The sequence below is a fragment of the bacterium genome (assembly GCA_037128595.1).
Lineage (GTDB): Bacteria > Verrucomicrobiota > Kiritimatiellia > CAIKKV01 > CAITUY01 > JAABPW01.
Genome location: JBAXWB010000009.1, coordinates 100,222 through 118,779 on the forward strand (window position 1 = coordinate 100,222; position 18,558 = coordinate 118,779).

The 18,558-nt window shown below is 50.4% G+C and carries 17 protein-coding genes; 3 read left to right on the forward strand and 14 right to left on the reverse strand.

Going from position 1 to position 18,558, the window contains the following annotated elements; translation table 11 throughout:
• The first annotated feature begins 68 nt into the window (after positions 1-68).
• Together WCS52_07550 and WCS52_07555 are read left to right on the forward strand one after the other, a co-directional pair.
• Complete coding sequence (locus WCS52_07550; protein ID MEI6167033.1) at positions 69-1,463, forward strand: O-antigen ligase family protein; 1,395 nt, start codon at positions 69-71, stop codon at positions 1,461-1,463.
• A complete protein-coding gene (locus WCS52_07555) occupies positions 1,460-2,941 on the forward strand; it encodes an exopolysaccharide biosynthesis polyprenyl glycosylphosphotransferase (GenBank protein MEI6167034.1) in 1,482 nt (493 codons plus the stop codon). Before WCS52_07550 ends, WCS52_07555 begins: the two co-directional genes overlap by 4 nt.
• Here WCS52_07555 and WCS52_07560 read toward each other — a convergent pair.
• Together WCS52_07560 and WCS52_07565 are read right to left on the reverse strand one after the other, a co-directional pair.
• Positions 2,935-3,729, reverse strand: coding sequence for an exosortase C-terminal domain/associated protein EpsI (locus WCS52_07560; protein MEI6167035.1), 795 nt, complete (start codon positions 3,727-3,729; stop codon positions 2,935-2,937). The genes WCS52_07555 and WCS52_07560 overlap by 7 nt on opposite strands.
• On the reverse strand, positions 3,719-4,639 hold the full coding sequence (locus WCS52_07565; GenBank protein MEI6167036.1) for an exosortase/archaeosortase family protein: 921 nt from the start codon (positions 4,637-4,639) through the stop codon (positions 3,719-3,721). Before WCS52_07565 ends, WCS52_07560 begins: the two co-directional genes overlap by 11 nt.
• 103 nt (positions 4,640-4,742) lie before the next feature.
• Between WCS52_07565 and WCS52_07570 the strand changes: the two genes are divergently transcribed.
• Entirely contained in the window at positions 4,743-5,936 is a 1,194-nt protein-coding gene (locus WCS52_07570; protein MEI6167037.1) for a hypothetical protein, read from the forward strand.
• Here WCS52_07570 and WCS52_07575 read toward each other — a convergent pair.
• The 12 genes from WCS52_07575 to WCS52_07630 form a co-directional block, all read right to left on the reverse strand.
• Positions 5,933-7,096, reverse strand: coding sequence for a DUF1972 domain-containing protein (locus WCS52_07575; protein ID MEI6167038.1), 1,164 nt, complete (start codon positions 7,094-7,096; stop codon positions 5,933-5,935). The genes WCS52_07570 and WCS52_07575 overlap by 4 nt on opposite strands.
• Position 7,097: 1 nt before the next feature.
• Positions 7,098-8,234 (reverse strand): glycosyltransferase family 9 protein, encoded by a 1,137-nt coding sequence (locus WCS52_07580; protein ID MEI6167039.1) that lies wholly within the window; start codon positions 8,232-8,234, stop codon positions 7,098-7,100.
• Between the two features lie 13 nt (positions 8,235-8,247).
• Complete coding sequence (locus tag WCS52_07585; protein MEI6167040.1) at positions 8,248-9,714, reverse strand: hypothetical protein; 1,467 nt, start codon at positions 9,712-9,714, stop codon at positions 8,248-8,250.
• Between the two features lie 3 nt (positions 9,715-9,717).
• The gene (locus WCS52_07590; protein ID MEI6167041.1) at positions 9,718-10,827 is read right to left on the reverse strand and encodes a glycosyltransferase family 1 protein; all 1,110 of its coding nucleotides are present in this window, start codon (positions 10,825-10,827) and stop codon (positions 9,718-9,720) included.
• A 98-nt stretch (positions 10,828-10,925) separates the two neighbouring features.
• Positions 10,926-12,053, reverse strand: a complete 1,128-nt coding sequence (locus tag WCS52_07595; GenBank protein MEI6167042.1) for a glycosyltransferase family 4 protein — start codon at positions 12,051-12,053, stop codon at positions 10,926-10,928.
• Positions 12,054-12,092: 39 nt separating this feature from the next.
• The gene (locus WCS52_07600; protein MEI6167043.1) at positions 12,093-13,028 is read right to left on the reverse strand and encodes a glycosyltransferase family 2 protein; all 936 of its coding nucleotides are present in this window, start codon (positions 13,026-13,028) and stop codon (positions 12,093-12,095) included.
• Entirely contained in the window at positions 13,025-13,675 is a 651-nt protein-coding gene (locus WCS52_07605) for a class I SAM-dependent methyltransferase (protein MEI6167044.1), read from the reverse strand. The genes WCS52_07600 and WCS52_07605 overlap by 4 nt, the downstream gene beginning before the upstream one ends.
• Positions 13,676-13,996: 321 nt before the next feature.
• On the reverse strand, positions 13,997-14,152 hold the full coding sequence (locus WCS52_07610) for a hypothetical protein (GenBank protein ID MEI6167045.1): 156 nt from the start codon (positions 14,150-14,152) through the stop codon (positions 13,997-13,999).
• Positions 14,149-15,213, reverse strand: coding sequence for a methyltransferase domain-containing protein (locus WCS52_07615; protein ID MEI6167046.1), 1,065 nt, complete (start codon positions 15,211-15,213; stop codon positions 14,149-14,151). Before WCS52_07615 ends, WCS52_07610 begins: the two co-directional genes overlap by 4 nt.
• A complete protein-coding gene (locus WCS52_07620) occupies positions 15,203-16,471 on the reverse strand; it encodes an oligosaccharide flippase family protein (GenBank protein ID MEI6167047.1) in 1,269 nt (422 codons plus the stop codon). Before WCS52_07620 ends, WCS52_07615 begins: the two co-directional genes overlap by 11 nt.
• A gap of 34 nt (positions 16,472-16,505) precedes the next feature.
• A complete protein-coding gene (locus WCS52_07625) occupies positions 16,506-17,663 on the reverse strand; it encodes a glycosyltransferase family 1 protein (GenBank protein ID MEI6167048.1) in 1,158 nt (385 codons plus the stop codon).
• Positions 17,664-17,791: 128 nt separating this feature from the next.
• Positions 17,792-18,469: a class I SAM-dependent methyltransferase gene (locus WCS52_07630; protein ID MEI6167049.1), complete on the reverse strand. Its 678-nt coding sequence runs from the start codon at positions 18,467-18,469 to the stop codon at positions 17,792-17,794.
• Positions 18,470-18,558: the final 89 nt, after the last annotated feature.

Below are 18,558 nucleotides of genomic sequence, written 5' to 3' on the forward strand. Positions count from 1 at the left end.
ATACTGAATTATTATTTCTAGGCTTGCCTGAACCTGCGCTCCGGCATATCGTTCTGGCCCACCATCTTATGCAACGTATCGACGCCATTATCGGGGAAGGTTTATTCGGATTGCTGGCTCTGATCGCCATCGGTTCAACCTGGTTGTTTGGAGCATGGGAGAACTGGTGGTTTTGGCCTTTTATCACCCTCATCTTTACGGCCTGCGCCGGCTTTGCGATCAGACTGACCTTATCCGCCCGACTCGGAACCGCCCGCCTGAATATCTCAAGCCTCATCTACACGCTACTCACGATCTGGCTCCCCTTCCTGCTTTATGCCCTGATCCGTGCCATTCAAACGGACGTTCCCATGGATGCGGAACGGAGTTTTCTCCTTCAATTGACCCCTTTTCTACTGGGATTGATCGCTGCTGTGGGACTTCCTGAATCACGGAAACGATGGCTGGCAGTGATCCTGATCATCAATCTCGCATTGATCGGGATCTACGGCATTGCCAACCACCTTCTAACCGGCAACGCCCACGTGCTCTGGGTCAAGGGGTTTCCCCAGTATCAGGAAGGGTACCATCGCGCCACCGGCACCTATTTCTGTCCCGATCATTTTTCAGGATTGATGGAGATCGCACTCGCTATGGGGCTGGCGCTGGTGATGATCAAGGGAAATTCCGTCATTCAGAGGATCACAGGGATCGCGCTGTCAGGCCTCGCACTCTGTGGCATTATTTTAAGCCGTTCCCGCGGAGGGGGCATCGTGGCCGGGCTCGTCATCATCACCGCCTTATGGCTTTGCACCCTGTCATGGAACAGGCGGTCCCGCTGGTGGGGCCGAGGGGGCGGGCTTTGCTTCCTGACCGCTGGGATCATTTTCTTTGCGTTATTCGGGGGGCATTATGTTCAACGCTTTAAGGAATACCCCTGGGGTCAGCTTGAATATTCCGACCGCTTTCAAATGTCTGCAGCCGCGCTTCGGGCCTGGCATTCCGCCCCTTGGTTCGGAATCGGACCCGGCATGCATCAAAATCTCTGGCCTCACTTTGCCGCCTCACAGGATGGTGACCGGGAAAAGGGCATCTGGCCATCCCATATCAATAACACATTCCATTCATTCGAGGCCCATGATGACTGGGCGCAATTCCTTGAGGAATATGGCGTGATAGGGTTGATCCTGTTTCTGACCGCCATCGGGTCAACGTTCTGGTTTATCTTCCGGCGCTGGCGCCAGTGGGCTCACGTCCTGTCGCAGGCTGCGTCCGCTACGGCTCAGGCCGGGTATGCCTGGATCTTACCAGGGATGTTGCTGGCAGGCGTTGCCATGGGCCTTCATTCTTTCGGTGACTTCAACTTGCAGATCCCGGGGACCACCTGGCTTCTGGGAATTCTCTCAGGACTCACGCTCGCCATATCACGCGACGTTCCGCCCTCAGGCAACCAAGCCCATTCGGGCAAGAGGGCCGCCTTATGACAGCCCTCTCGCCACGCACCTTCTCTTGGCGGGAGCGGTTTTTCAGGTCGGCGGCCCCTCTGCTGATCAGCGATTTGACCGCCGTCGTCGCCGCCTATTTCGTAACGTTATTCATCAGATTCTACAGTGAATCCGGTCATGAGTTTTTCACCTGGTTCAATATCACCCTTGGCTTCAGGGAAACAGCAGATCTGGGCCGCGATCTGGAACAGTTCTACCTCTCCAACGCCCCGCGGATTCTCGGTCTTCTGAGCCTCACGCTGCTTTTCCTCTATGGCTACATGAGTCTCTACGCCAGGAGACGATTTATCCGCCGCCGGAATGGCGCCTGGACCATCATCATCGCCAACCTGTTAGCTCTGGGTTTATTTTACGGGTATTTTTATTTGACCCGGAACGAATTCCATCCACGAAGTGTATTTGCGAGCCTGCTGGCCATAAACGTGGTCTTCACTATCCTCTGTCGTCTGGCGACTTTAACGATTCTGGATTATTTCCGGCTCGGAACGTCAAAGGTCCTTTTCATAGGTGAGGGGCCGGAGGCGGACTTTATCGATCGCTACATTTCCATAACGAAACCGGCCGGCTTACGCATCGTCGCCCATCTTGCTATCGATCCATCATGGTCGACCGACCGGGCGCTCGCCCAGATCAAAGCCCACGTGCAACAGCACCAATCTGACATGATCCTCTGCGCCTACAAGTATTTTACGGTGTCGCAGATCATGCAGCTTCTAGAGTTAGGCGAAAGTTTAGGCCAGGAATTGAAGGTGCTCTCCGATAAATTGAATGTTCTCATCAATGAAGCGGGCATGGCTTCGGACTTCTTTATGGAATTACCGCTGGTTCATTTTGCCGTTTCACCCCACGGGAAGTGGGCCCAGCACTTCCGGCAGTTAAGTTCACAATTGCTGGCCGCCTTCATGCTGGTAGGAGCAATTCCCTTTTTGATCCTGATTGCCGCCTTGATCAAGGCCACCAGCCGTGGCCCGGTATTTTTCATGCAGGAGCGGATGGGCATCAACCGGCGGCCATTCCTGATGTACAAGTTCCGGACCATGAGTGATCGCGCTGATGAATTACAGGCGCAGATCGAGGAATTCAATGAATCCGGAGAAGGCCTGTTCAAGATCAAACAGGATCCCCGGATTACACCGGTTGGCCGTTTTCTGCGGCGCTTCAGTCTGGATGAACTACCACAACTGATCAACGTGGTGAGGGGGGAGATGACCCTGGTGGGGCCCCGTCCGTTACCTAAGCGGGACTTTGAGAACTACTACGAGGAGTGGCACTACAGCCGGCACAGCGGGTTGCCGGGGTTAACCTGCCTGTGGCAGGTCTCGGGAAGAAGTGATGTCAGCTTTCACAACATGTGCATTCTGGATGACTACTATCTTCGCAACCAGAACTTCATGCTGGACCTGAAAATCCTGCTCCGCACGATCCGGGTGGTGCTGTTCGCCAAGGGCGCCTACTGAGGAACAGGCGCCCCGGGCTTTAAGAGCGGATAGAGCTGGCTCACAAACTCGATCAACCGGCGCTCCGCTAACTTTCCGCCGGAAGTTGAGGACGTTTGCAACGACACATACGCCCATCGTGGTCTGACCCCATGGATCAGATTATCCCACGCCATGAACGCCATCCGCTGGAAATGGTCATGCGTTTCATGCCCACCGCCGGCAAACCAATACGCCATGATCATCTCCGCCTGATTTGCCGCCGCAACACCCGATCGCCGCGCCCGAATCAACGTCAACTTCAACGGCATACGATTATTCAATGGAACGTTTATCTGTGAACTCTGCTCTATCGCAAACCCTTGCGCAGGCAGGCACTGCTGGGGCCGATGGATGCTTCGCTGCTCATTCCCGGACAACACGATCGTCACAGTGATACTCTCTGCTTGGTCATTTTTATAGAGCCGCCGTGAAATAATCGTATCGGGTGGCAGAATCGTGCGTTCACCCAGGGACACCAGATCGAGTCGCCCCTCACATACCGGGCAGACATTTGAAACATTCAATTCGTTTGAAAGGAAGGATTTGGCACATTGCTCACTTTGACAGTAATAAATATGCTCCCCTTTCCAACCCGAAACCTTCTCCGGCAGCTCCGCCCGGATATCAGCTCCCGAGGAAGAAGAGGTGTCCACTTTACGAATAAAAAGAGCAATGACAGCCGTCAGACCAAACAATACCAGCAACAGGCCAACTCCCAACACCAGAGACCGGCTTCGTTTTTGAGTAACTCGCACGTCAGTGTTCATCGTCCTGATCCTCGTTCTTTCTCAATCGCCAGATTGGCCAGGGCCGCTGCAACAACGAGCCAAGTCCCAACATCAATAATGTGGCCACGGCAAAGACAACATAACCCGAATAATCGTGATAAAAGCCTACCGCGAATTTTTCTCCAAACACGACCCCCACCACGGCAATCAATGAGATTCGCGCAATATTGCCGATCATCGCGATGGGAATCGAGGCCACAGACAGGATGCCTCTTTTCAGCAGTGACTTCTGGCTAAAATAAGCATAAGCCGTTGTCAGCGCAATCATCGCCAAAAGGTATCGCAAGCCACTACAGGGATGCGCCACATCCAATGAGAACCCCTCTCCCGCATTAACATGGATGGCCGTTCCGAGGCGCGTCACTGAAATCCCGAACCCATTCAGCAGGGCCACAGACACCGAGGAGCTTATGAGCCGGAGCGGAAATGTCAGGGAATCAAGAAACGTCATGGGAATGCAAAAAATCAGATAGGCACAGGGAAATAACAATATTTTAGCGACCTGTTTGCCATAAAGGAAAAACGGAATGCCCCACAAAAGTCCGATAAGGGCAAACAAAACAAAGCGGGTTTGTTGAACTCTTAAACCACCCAGGTAGAGCAAAAGGGCAAATAACACAACGCTAAATCCCGCCCAGCTCAACAACTTAGGGACGTCTCGAAGTTCGTGGCGCTTACACCAAACCATGTAGAGACTGACGAGTGGAATAAGCCATCCGTGCGACATATCCGCCCCGGCCCACTCCCAACGCCCAATCATCCAGCCGACCGCTGAACGACCCTGGCTCAACACCTCTTCGTTGTTACCATCCGCACTAAACAAGAGAAACATGCCTGCCACAATAGCAACCCAAAGCCCCATTTCTACATTTCGAAACTGCTTACTCATAATATCTAAACGGTTTTTTCACCCTATTGACAACGATCGACATATCCATAAAAATCACAAGATGCTAAATGGAACTCTACTCCCGTCCGCAAAAAGGCCAGTCATGCTTTTCAAGATGCTGGTCGCCTTCTACATTTTTGGAATTGTAGCGTATGCAATCAAAACAGGCGACACTATCCGCTATCCGGACGAAACAGAATATCTCCAACTCGCCAGAAATCTGGCCAATACATGTACATACACTATTAATGAGGCGCAGCCAACAGCCTACCGCCCCCCCGCGTACCCCCTCCTGCTAGCCGCAGGAATAAAAATGGGGTTAGCGGTCACTGCGCTAAGAGTCGTCAACGCCAGCACCCTTTTGGCCTGTATGGGTTTACTGTATGTACTGTTGCGCAAAACCAGTGTCGCTCAAGCCAGAATTGCAGTGCTGTTGGTAATGGCTTACCCGGTTCTTCTTTACACTGCAAACACGTTTTATCCCCAGATACCTGCCGCTGCATTTTTCCTTTCGGCATTAGTTCTTCTTTTCTCCGGCAATACCCCTGGCCTGAGACGCTATTTTGTTGCAGGCCTCTTTCTAGGCCTCACCATCCTTATGGTGCCAACATTTGGCTTCGTCCTGATCTTTACCGCCAGCTTTTTTTTCCTTCGCCCGCTTCATCACAAGATGTTACCAAAGACGGTTCTCCTGATGTGTGGCGCCGGGATGGTACTCGCGCCTTGGGTCGTTCGCAATGCGTTGGCGTTTGATCGTTTTATTCCGATTTCTACCAATAATGGCATCAATCTCCTTCTTGGGAACAATGAACATGCAACACCCAATTCGGGAACAACAGCAGATATATCCCAATATGAAAAAGTGGCTGGTGTCCTCTCCGAAATTGACGCCAACGATTATTACACTCAGGTTGCCCTAACGTATATCAAGGAACATCCCAGTAAATCGCTAAAACTGTATGCATGGAAAATGCTTAACTATTTCAATTACGAGAATCAACTTTTCATGAAGTCAGAGCAATCCCGTTCACGCACGCTATTAATGCTATTCTCTTATGGCTTGCTTCTGGGACTGGCTATTCTGCGCCTGATACTGGCCTATCGCCACCCCTTAACCCTGCTTGAAAAATACATTGCGTGGCTCTACCTGCTCAATGCACCGGTGGCCGCTATCTTTTTTACACGAATCCGGTTCCGGCTTCCGATGGACATTCTGCTGACCGTTCTGGCGGCCTCCGCCATAGTCATTATTACCGGATATATTCGCTCATCTGCCCACCCTAAAGGTGACCATTAATCTCTTCTGTTATCGAGAAACTCATCATATGAGATCGCGGGTTTGCCGCTGATGAGGCATGTGAACAGATTTTCATAGAAATCGGTAACCCATTCCCAGTTATAGTAGTCAGTGATCCTGGAGGCCGCCTTTCGCCGAAACCCTTCAACCGCTTCTGGGTCATCGATCAATTCCTGAAGTCGATCCCGCAAGTCAATTTCGGGCTGATCGCCGGCAAACCGGGCACCACACTCACCGATCACTTCGACATTAACCGGAGCATCCCTCACCAGCACACAATTGCCGAAGCCCAGTTGATCCAAAAGCGCTGGCCGGGTTCCATTGATCGCTGAAGGCTGCACGTAGAGATAGGCATGACTGCTTAACTGGGCATAAACTTGCTCAAAGGCATAACCAGTAAAAACAATCCGCTCATCCCCCACCGCCGCCTCCCTTAGTTTCTCTTTATACCCTTCACTATGAGAGGCATCACCAATCAGGACCAGCTTCATATCCGTACGCACGCCGCGAAAGGCCCGGATCAAAAGATCAATGGAGTTTTCCGGCACAAAACGCCCGACATAAAGGATATATTTCCGGGGCGTCAGGCCCCAGCGGTCAAGGACTGCACTCGCTTCCTGCCTGCACAAATTTGCGCCATACGGTACGAATACTGTGTCGGTATTATATAGTTCACGGTATCGCCGCTGAATGACCCGTGCATCCGCAATAATCATCGAGGCGGTTCGCGTAGCTACTTTTTCGCACCAACGCTGATACCACCGCGCAAACCCTGACCATTTTTCACGGGCCCAATCCTCTCCATCCACATTGAGAAGAGCCTTTGTCCCGACCACGCGAGGCATCCACACCAGGGGGCTATTCCCGACAATGCAGTAATAGGCGACATCATACCGTTGCGTAAGCGCATGTAATGAAGAAAGGAAGCAATGCGAGATCGTGTCTAAATGTTTGGTCGGAATGGAAGGGAGTGAAACAATTTTAACCCCTTGATATTCCCCGTGAATATCAGGGAGGAAATGACGCCGATTATACACCGTCACCTCATGACCGCGCTGAACAAGCCGGATTGCCAGTTGCTCGTAGAATGTTTCAAATCCACTATAGCGCGCTGGAATACCGCGGGAACCAAGAAAGGCAATTCGCAAAGACTTCATCATATCATTTCACCGGCACCATCTGCTGTAATTCCCCATGAACTCGCCTGACGTTCTCCAGCACATCTTCCACCTGTATCATTTCCATACAAGCCGGGGACGGCATCAAACAGCGATCCATGCAGGGGCGCCACACACATTCCCCTTTAATAACGACATTGCGTTCATTCCCAAATGGAGAAAACAGACGGGGATCAGAAGGGCCAAAAACAGCCACAACCCGTTTCCCCATTGCCGCCGAAAGGTGCGACATCGCCGAATCATTACACAGAACCGCATCCGCCACATTGGTTACAGCGATCAAGCCCTCTATCGTTGGTGGCATGTAAGGTATGACATGCGGACCAGATACCTCAAGAGGCAAATCCCCGGGCGATTGGATCACCACAACCGGGATCCCCTTTGGAATGAAAAAAGAGTTAACCAGATTTTCGAAACGCTCTTTCGCCCATTTCTTTACCGGGGATCCCGCGCCAGGATGAACCACCCATAGCGGAATCCCTTCGACAAAACACTTTGCCAGCACTGCCTCAAGCAGTGGATCATGAAATTCCTTATCCACTGTTAGCCAGGGAAGAGTCGTGTTGGGGACCACTCCTACAGCCTCGCCTACTTGATCCCAATCCAACATATGCAACTGGGTGACATCATGCCGGGAAAGCGGATCGGTTAACAATGGGCGTCCTGTTAGAATCCGCCCGAGCCGACATAACCATTGCCCATGCCGGAGATGCCGGCGACGCCATGGGACTTGGCATGCATAGTAGTTGCGAGGCGTCATCGGGAACCCAACTCGGCGGGGCGCTCTGCTTAACCCCATTAACCATTCGACCCTCGCATCCGCCCACCCGCAAACGACCACATCGGGATGAAGGGCACGGACTTGGCGTAAAGCCCGACCAAGCGCCATAACGGACCCGCCGTTAAGTTCCACCCAGGGAGGCACCATTATAATAATGTGATCAGCTGGCAGCTGTGTCTTGAAAATGGAAACTGAGGCAGGAAGGCAGAGGACATAGACATCATAATGTAATTTAGCCCCCCGGACAAACGGGAGACTCAAAATGGCATCACCAAGTCTCCTTAATTCCAGTACAACCAACACGTCACGCCGCATGCTTTCATCCTCAATCCTAATCATATGAGTTATACCGTTATGAAGAGTGTGGGGCCTCTTGTTTCGACACACTCATTAACGCCTCATCGGAACATGCCACATTGGCAAAAACCGCCATCATCAACTCATAGCTCGGAAAACCGCCAGCGATCCAGCAGAAGATCACCCACAGCGAAAACTGAATGATGGCAATAAAACCCAATGCCTGAACAGGCCCTATTATACCATCCTTTTTCAACACGAGAAAGGGTTGGCCAAGTAAAAACCTGAAAACACCCACATAGAGGGAAGCCCCCACTACCCCCATGAGCGCCAAAACAGTCCATAATCCAGACTCAAAAGCGCCAAGCTTTGCAGCAATCTCCGCCTTGATTTCCAATGTCACGGAATATGCATTGAAAGTTTCGTCGAACGATTCAACCCTGTTACCTGTGAGAACGGTCAGAGGGGACTGAGTCCATCTCTGCAATCCTAACTCGCCCAAATAACGGTGCCAATAATCGCTCGCCTGATTATAGGTATGCCAGTCCACCCACTTCGTCGATGTTTCATTCACCAAAATAGAAAGAGCCCGCTGTGCCGTTGACGGCAGTTCATATAACAGACTGGAGTACTGATTGAGAATGAATATGAGAGCCAGCACTAAAGCACTGATCATTGCAAGCCGCCCCATTTTTCTTTGAACCAAGCTCCAAATCAATGGAATAGTGCAAACCATTCCAATGCTAACACGCCCCCCTCCCAAGGCGACAAGAAACACGGCCATCACTATGACTCCATAATGAATGGCTTTCCAAAATTTATTTTTCGCCATTTTTGCAAAAACAAATCCCAATAAAACAATCGGAATGCCAGACACTCGAAAGTCATAAATACCTGATGTTGCACTCATGAAGGCAAAACCGACTTTCGGAATTACAAAAAAGTTCTCAAACAGGGACGCAACTCCAGCTAAAAAAGCCCTCGCCAGATAGGCTCCATACATCGCTCTCAACAGGAAACGAGGCTTAAGAAGGCCATACCAATAGAACAATATTCCGAACAATATGCCCCAAAAACCATGAAGAAAGGCCCGCGTAATGCTACCCAAATTCCCAGCGTCCTGTGAATCAGCCATGTAGCAACTCGTCACCCAGTTGACCACAAATAGAGAAAACAACCCAAAGAATGACCATGACAGAGGCACTCTTTGAGGCATGTCCTTTCGACGCAAAGCGATGACCGGCAAAAGCGCAATTACGCAAATGATCAAACTGATTTCATGGGTATAGAATTTATATTCAAATAAAAAAGTCCCGCCGAAGGCCACCGAAACTGGCAACAGGATCCACCATGAATTTCCAGAAAAAACAATCCATGCCAGTGTCGCAAGTCCGGATACGATTGATGCCGCACCGATCATCCCTCCTTCCGCGCTCGTTTTCACGAGGTAAATCGCTAGGAAGATGACGGCCAAGAAAAGCGTGAATTGCAAAGTTTTATGTTTAAGTACAGGTGCTATCATATGTCAAATATCCTGCTTCCGGGTATGCTCAAGTAATTTGGTAATTTGCACACACACACGATCACCGTTAGCCGTCCAGGTCAATTCTGCAACCCGTTGAAATCCCTCTTCCCTCAATCGAAATCGCAGAGCTTCATCATCTAGCAAACGGACTAATGCCCCGGCAATATCCTCAACCGAAGCTGGATTAAACAATAAAGCTGCCGTTCCCACCCCCTCTGGATGGCTCGTTGTATTTGAACACGCTACCGGGATCCCGGATTGCATGGCCTGGAAAACAGATAGACTGCTGAATCCTTCCGCAAAAGACGGCTGAATAAGAACTTTTGCATTTATCAGCGCCCATCCCAGCACGCCTTCGCTCACATACCCCGGCACAATGACTTGAGCCGGCTGCGGCAGGCTTTCCCATACGGGCCGGATCACACTCTTGAAGTAGGCAGTGGGACAGGGGCCGATCAAAACCAAAGGCGGCAATTCCCGTCTTGATGCTTGCAATACCCCATAAGCTTCAATCAAACGCCGTTGATTTTTATTATCAGAAAACGCGGAACTACATAGGATAATGCCCTGTCTATCCATTCTTTCGTCAGCCCAGTCAGGTCGTTCAGGCGTCGAGATTACCGTCTTCAGGATGCCATGATTAACAATGAATTTTTTACTGAAGCCGGGAAATCGCTTTTTCAGATATTCGGCACAATACGCTGAATTCACAAATACTGCCTTGGCACGGCGGAAGGCATCCATCGCCATCCATTTCAGGAGGTGCGAACGCGCCCATTCGCCAGAAGTTGCCCACGTTTTCCCGTATTCGAAAATATTGCTGTCGAAATAATTGCAGAGAAGGGGCGAAAACAACGCCGCTATCCCGGCAGGGCTGAACCCTGCCATGCATTGCCGCTGCCGCCACAAACGCGCCACACGAAACATGGCAAACACCGAATACTTTTTTCCCGGCAACTCCACAATCTCACACCCTTCATGACATGGGAACTCATGTGCAAACCCCTCAGGGACGGCAACAACCCAGTCCCAAGGTACGGGACGCGAAATCAATTCCGCGATTTGCTCCCGCACATACCGAGCTGTCCCTGGTGCGCGTTCCTGCATCATGAGTGCACCGGCATCAATCCCGACAACGGGGCGACGGTGTTGCTTCGAAATTCTCGTCATCCTTCATTCTCCAACCGAACCTTCGTCGTTCACAGGTTTCAGGCCTGTTCCGCAGGACAAAGCGTTTTATTAATCAGATCCAAATAGCGAATGATAATTTGATGGGAATCAATTTTGGCCATAGCGGCAATGCCCGCTACTCCCATCTGATGCCTCAAAAGAGGATCATTGACGACCTCCATAATTCTCAGGGCCAGCGTGGCGCTGTCATTAGGTGCAACCAAATATCCATCCACACCGTCACGGACATTATCCCTCACACCATCGACAGCATTGGCAATCAATGGCTTCCCACAAGCTTTCGCCTCGAGCGGGACGAACGCACAGGACTCATACAGAGAGGTCATCACGACCACATCTGATGCGGCCATAAACTCAATGCCATGCGGACGTTCCCCTAGAAATGTGCAAGTTCTGGTAATCCCTAACTGACGGGCCAACCCCTCCAACATGGCGCGTTCGGGTCCATCTCCGACAATCCATAACCGGGCTGCGGCACAGTGTTGCTGAACCTCCTGCCACGCCTTAAGCAGCCAGTCCACTCGTTTCTGATCCGCCAGGCGCCCCACACTGACAACATGGACGTCATCATGACTCCATCCGTACTCCCTCCGGATACGAGCGGAGTCCTCGAGTGAGGGAATCCCGGATTGTTGGAATACATTTGGAATAAGCACCAACTTTCCATCCCCTGCCCAACGCCTGTGAAGATATTGGTAATACACCGATTGAGTCAGGGCAACAACACGACACGCCAGACGACAAGGGATCCACTCGGCCCAGGCATTACGGAATGCCCGCCAAGGCGTCCAATCGGTATAGAAAGCCGGCCATTGGGTAATATAGACGCTCTTGACCCCGGCCATCTTTGCCGCAACAGCGCCCACAGGCCCTCCCCATTGCCCCTGTATCAATAACACATCAGGCCGGATGCGACTCAAGGATCGGATTAACCTAATCATGCCCCAGAGCAATAAGATTTTCCTATGAATTGGCACACGGACACACTCTATTGCCATTCGATCACAAGCCGCCACAATACGACCATTCCCTCCCAGGAATACAACCTGTTCATGCCCGGCTAGTTGAAATCCACGCATCAAATTGATGACCGCTTCAGGCCCCCCGCCAGAGCCATCCAAATGAATTAAATGTCCGATCTTCATGTTATCTCCGCCTGTTCATCTGAGGATAAAGCCCCCTCTTCACCTGCCAGGATTCTGCGTAAGGCCTTCCCACATTCCCTTCACCAGCGCCTTTAATTTCTGAATTCGTCCCAACACGATTAAAATGCATCCCGTTCGCGTGCAATCCATCATGATTTTGCCAAAAGCTATCAAGAATTGCCACGGCCTATGTGCATGTTGTCGTATCAAAAAGAAACGATTGCGGACGCTAATCTCCACCACGAAACTCGAATATCGCCCTTTCTCTCCAGCCATGGTATTCTTGCGAACACTCGCAGATTCTTTATGTAAGATTCGAGCTTGAGGCAGGTAACGCATATGCATTCCCGCCGACATCGCGCGCAAACACCACTCAGCATCCTCTGAGTAAGCAAAGTATTTTTCGTTCAGCAAGCCAACCCTTTCAAACACGCTCACTCTGGCCATAAGACAGCATCCTGAGACAAAGGTAACCTCCAAAGGCTGATCATACTGCCCAAAATCCTTTTCCCCGTATCCAATCTGTCGTGCCTCCAAACACCACCGCTTCCACCCCCCCCCAGCGTACCAGAGTCTATCTGCATCATCAAAAAACAATATCTTACTCGTAACAACATCCACATTCGGCTTGCTCAATTCTTCCAGCAACTTAGCCAGGCAGTCATGGTCGACTACCGTATCGTTATTTAACAACCAGACAACATTTATATCGCTTTCCATCGCCTTGCGTATGCACACATTGCAAGCGGCAGCAAAGCCGATATTACGATCATGCATGATCAGTTCAGCCTCGGGGAACTCCCGTGCAATCATCGCGGGAGAACCGTCGGTAGATCCATTGTCGAAAACCATAATCCTATCAGGGACAATAGTTCCCGAATTCAATGATCGCAAACAATCAGAGGTGTAAACGCCACTGCTCCAATTCACCAAGACAACCGCCACGGTCATACGTTCTGACGATACAGTCATCATAATTTCGAAGTGTTTATGCAAATAGTTCGTTTATTCACATTATGACTTTTCAAGGGATCGCTATCAGTTTTTCGACAAACGAAAACACTCACTGCGGGGTTATTTTCAGATGTAAACAAAGACACCTCAAAACGACAACTCGCCACCACGTTGACAATATCTGAGCCGAATTCATAAAACACCAGCGATCTATCACCGCCCAAAGCGCCACCATGGTAACTATCCAAATGGCGAGATACAATCACCTCACCCTCCATGTGGCACCGTTGGAGCGTGACTTCCCTATCCCAAACAACAGGCACAGTAAAAACATGAAAGCCGCCATACTTCAAAACGCGCCAAATTTCAGCACTAGCTCTCCTCACATCCGGCACGTGTTCCAGCGTGTCGGACGTAAGCACCAAGTCAAAACTCTCTGAGGCATACGAAAGGCTCATTAAATCTTCTGAACGAATTGAACTATCATTTGACCCATATTCCGAATAGCACAATTTTGAAAGTCGCTGCAAAAATGGATGTAATTGCCCACACGAGTTAATTTCTGCCACTCGAAGGTCATGAGCTTCCGCGGACGCAATAAAGCTCGAAAATGACCCTGCCTTTTCCCTCGTAATATCAGCACTCATCATTGTCAATACATGCGCCATAAAGCGACTTCTCTCATTGCAACCACACCAACCGCAAAAGGCTCCTTCACGCCGGGAAAATCTTTCTTCCCATATTGAGTTTAAGCCCCAGTCCTTGACAAGTTGAACTGGCATGCCGCCACCCCGTCGCACTAACGCCCTAACACCGCAAACAGTACAGGGGCAGTCTCCCCGCAAAACGCCCATCATGACCCACACCCTTCGCGTCAAATATCGCCACAAATCGCGCATCTTCCGACCAGACATCATAAATCGACGCCCAAACAAGGCCCTCACAAGACTGACACTTTCATGTTTTTTAATGATGCCATAGTTGTCATTTTAATTAGACCTGATAATCACGATACTGAAAAAGGTGGTTTCAAAAGCTATCCTTGGCCGGCGGGAAGGGATGCCACCATTACACTCCTTCCCCATCGCAAACTGATCGACGGCATATTTCCGGGCCACATAATCTCCATAAGTGTTAATACTCATCCTTGTTTTACCTCTCCTCGCACATTCGGACTTAAAATGGCGCACATCACTGTCCGGCGCGATCCGGTAATGACATGTTCTCCTTGCAATAAGGCTTTCATCATACGCACATATTTCAATATGCGACACCCGAATACCGCCTCGATAAGGCGCGACATATGGGATCTCTGTATCGCAGAGGAAGGCATTAATAAAGCATAGTGCTGGTCAAATACAGAGGATCGGGAGGGAAGGTTTCTCGGGAACCGATACCTGCATAATGACAGTTTCTTGCGCGAAAATAGAGAGAAATCTGCGAAACTCACAGAACAGCCGAGTTTCGCACCCAAACCTCGTACACCCTCTTCACTAAACCACCAGAGATGAACAGGCGGCGGGTCGGTTTCCCAAAGCACACCGCTATCATAAAAAGAGCGATTCGGGGTTGTTACTATCAGTTGCCCATCTGGCGCAAGCAATTCCAATGAAGCTTTGAAAATGTCGCGAGGGGTGGCTACGTGCTCCACTACCTCACACATAATAATAACGTCATACTGCCCTGCCCCCACAACACGATATCGATCTACATCCTCACATATAAAGAAATCCCCATATCGTTGACGCGCCGCGATCACCGCCTTCGACGAAACATCCAGACCCGTGGCACAATAACCGGCTCGACGAAGCGCGTAGGTGAGATACCCCAATCCGCACCCAATATCCAAGATACGAAGAACACTCTTTTGCGTCGCAGCCTTAACTTTTAGATATTCACGAACCCCCCAATAAACATCCTCAGCACCTGCCAGATAATCCAATGGATTGTCCGCAGTCAGAACGTTTGCGGCATGCTGGAAGTATCGATCATACCCCGAAATCTGAGTCCCATGCTCATAAATTTGCTCATAAATATGTGAATCTGTCTCCAGGGGAAAGGCCATTGCCGTTCCACATTTTTCACAAACCATAATATCGTACTTACGATTAGCCACATACCCCGGATGTCCTGAATATCGCAGAGCTAACGTCCCATCACAAAGCTGACATGGCTGACGGTCGGTTGCAATCTGATCATCCTTCATTCCGCATTCTCCTTGAAAGCACTAACCCCAAACCAAACACCAGCAACCCCTCAATATTTGCCAGCGCAATACCCAGAGCACCCAAAGCAACCCAGCATTTCGCAAAATAAAGCACGGAAATCGCCCAAAGGATATTCATCAGGAAATTGGTCCACATTCGACCGGAAGCCTCCCATAACTTCACCGTCGGTGCTTGGAGCAACTGAATAAATGCCGACACCTGCAATACTACAAACGTCATCCATCCATGGCGAAAACCATTCCCATAGGCCCCCATGAGCCAAGGGCTAGAGACACATAATATACCCAGCAATGCACCACCCACCCAGATGTTAAACATACCCATCCACCGGAGCGTATGCTTAACTTCTACCGCAGACGTCCTGCCACCATGTGCCGCCATGATCGGCACTGCTATTTGCCCCACAAGCAAGGGCAAAAAGAGATAGGCGGACTTCCATTGAGTAGCGGCGTTCAGAATCGCCACTTCGGCATAACCATCTTGGCTGTGAACAATGATGAGATTACTTCCCCACTGAACCAGAACCACAAGCAGGTAACTTAAAAGAGAAGGAAAACTGTACGCCAGAAGGACTTTTCTTTCGCGAAACCAGTCAGCTAAAATCGAATGTACCCCATGCATGTGAAGCTGGCGCCTGAGCACATACCCGGAATATAGGACTGTAATTAATGATGATAGTGCTACCCCTAGAATTAACCCTTCAAGGTGGCCCCATATGCAGCCGGCAACTCCAAATATAAAAGACGATATGCTTCCTAGCAAATAAACCAGTGACAACTCTCTGAACGACTCCAAACCGTTCAGGGCTCCTTGCTGCACCCCACCTATAGCGCCAAACACAATCAGTAATGCGGACAGACAAAGCACTTTGTTAAGGCCGGGCGCAGCCATGATATTGTCCGCCATCCATGAGGATGATAGCACCACTGTGAGCGCAATCCCCACTCCCAGTGCTGTCACAACGACGTAACAAAGCATAAGAACCGACGCCGCTCGAGCCGGATCATTTCTCCGGTATTCTGCCAGATGCTTGGTAGTCGTCATGCCAAGCCCGAATCCAGCCACAGTCTGAAACACACCTATCGTACTTTGTATTAAGCCAAAGGCACCGAACATCTCCCGTCCAAGGATTCTTGCGATGACAACCGAAGAAATCACGCCAATAAACCTTGCTCCGCCCCCTCCAACCACCATCCACCCGGTGCCTTTCGCAAAACGCATCAACAGTTGCTTCATAAGCCAACTCCTGCGACAGTGAAGCTGGCCATTTTCATGAGGAAACCCTCTCTAAAACAGCACAATATTGTTCCATGCCTCTCTTTTCGCTGAAATTATCCCTATTAAAACCCGGGTTCATGGGAAGAGGCGTTTTGGCCGCTTTGGCGAGTAAGACCGCCAGAGACTCCGGAGGGTGAGGGGAAAACCTATATCCTGCATCCACTACTACCTCAGGAAGACTCGTCGTATCGGCCACAATAGCGGGACATCCACACGCCATGGCCTCCAATGGGGGAAGCCCGAATCCTTCAGCGAGGGAGGGATAGACAAACAACTCCGCACCACAATAGAGTGACTCCATGTCAACCGAGTCAATAAATCCAGGAAGACACACCTGCCTCGCGGCCAACTTTATCTTCCCCATTGCACTGTGAATATTACAAACCGGTTTCCGCAGGTCGTCAGGAATCTTGCCCGCCAAAACCAGGGCAGGGCATTCACACATATCACTCGCACGGCCATAGGCCTCAATTAAGCATTCTACATTTTTTCGATAGTCATAGCCTCCCACGTAAAGCCAATAACGTTGCGGCAAACCATACTTCGTTCGCACAGCATCTATCGCCCCGGGGGATCGGTTGTCGCCAGATCCCGGCGAGGGCCAGATGCCTATTGTCTCCAACGGAGGGAGGGTCCCTTGATATCGAGCCAGCGCAGAAGCTGTAAAACGCGAATCCGTGATCACCATGCTTGTTTTACGCACCCGTCGTAGTCGCGCCATGAGAATAAAACGCCGGAAAAGAAACCGTCCCATATACCGCTTAAATTGGAGCGGTATCAGATCATGCCATACCACTACCGACCGATTGGGCCAATTCCAGGAATAAAATGGTGATAAAGCCAGAAAGACGGCATCGGGATAATGACGCCGAACGTACCCACCTAACCGGTTTTGCCAGACGAACTCGGCTAAAGCCGGGTGCATGCAGAATGGATTCTTCAGCACAAGGGAATGTAGCCCGACAGGCACACAGTGTTTCGCATTTTCGGGAACGACAACAACAATCCGGGATGCTAAACGAGATTTAGCCAAAGCTTTTGCCAATCGTATTGCATACGAAGCCATGCCATGCCCGGCCTGCGCCAGCAACCACCCATCAATAATAATGTCTCGATTACACATCTGTCTCATTCCAACATTATCGGCCACGCGCGAATAAGGGCTCTCACTTTAAATCCCGAAAGCTCTTTATTATGGAACTCAGCAAAGCGGGCACCTATTATCGGCTTCATTATCACAACACCTTTTCCTTCACTCCAACTTGCCGACCGATACATTCATCCCTGTTGGCTCAGATTGCCCTTGCGGCAGAATACCAGCATGCTCTCGCTATAACACTCTTTCAGCTGTCGTAATATTTGAGTACTGGACTCATCATAGCCATATCCATACTGGGCAAACAATTCAATCCAGTACTCGGGGGGCTGCTCATTGAAGTGCCCTTCCCCCCCTTGACCGGGCTTCGCCGCAGACATCACCACGCGATCAGAATGGTTGACGAAGGTTCGCATCAGGTTATGAACATGCGATGGATGCACGTGCTCAACGACCTCGATACACCAGATCATATCAAACCGACGGGTTAAGTTGAGTTCACGTCTTAAATCGCACTTCTCTATGCGTTCAGGATGCTTGGCTTTCCGTATTGCTAATTCCGAGCCCTCCAGGCCAATAACATCGATTCCGCGCGTCAAAAGGTATTCAATTGACCATCCAGTACCGCACCCGACATCCAGCACCGATAGCGGGTTAAATAACTCCAGCGTCTTGCCAAGTTTCAAAGGATGCTCACTGGAAGCCATTTGAAGTTCACCCTCAAAAAGGAAAATGCCGTTTTTTGCTATCCGCCTGAAAGCGGACTTCACGAAATGATAGATGGCCCGTAGAAAATTCCAAATGACACCATGCGGCGTGATGACTCTTTCAATCAGGTTTTTTGTTTTTCCAGTGTCCATTAACCCTACTTCCATTATACCGTGCGTATTTCGAAACTTGCTAGCCACTAGCCAATGTTACAGCAACGACCAAAGCGCCACTCAGTATT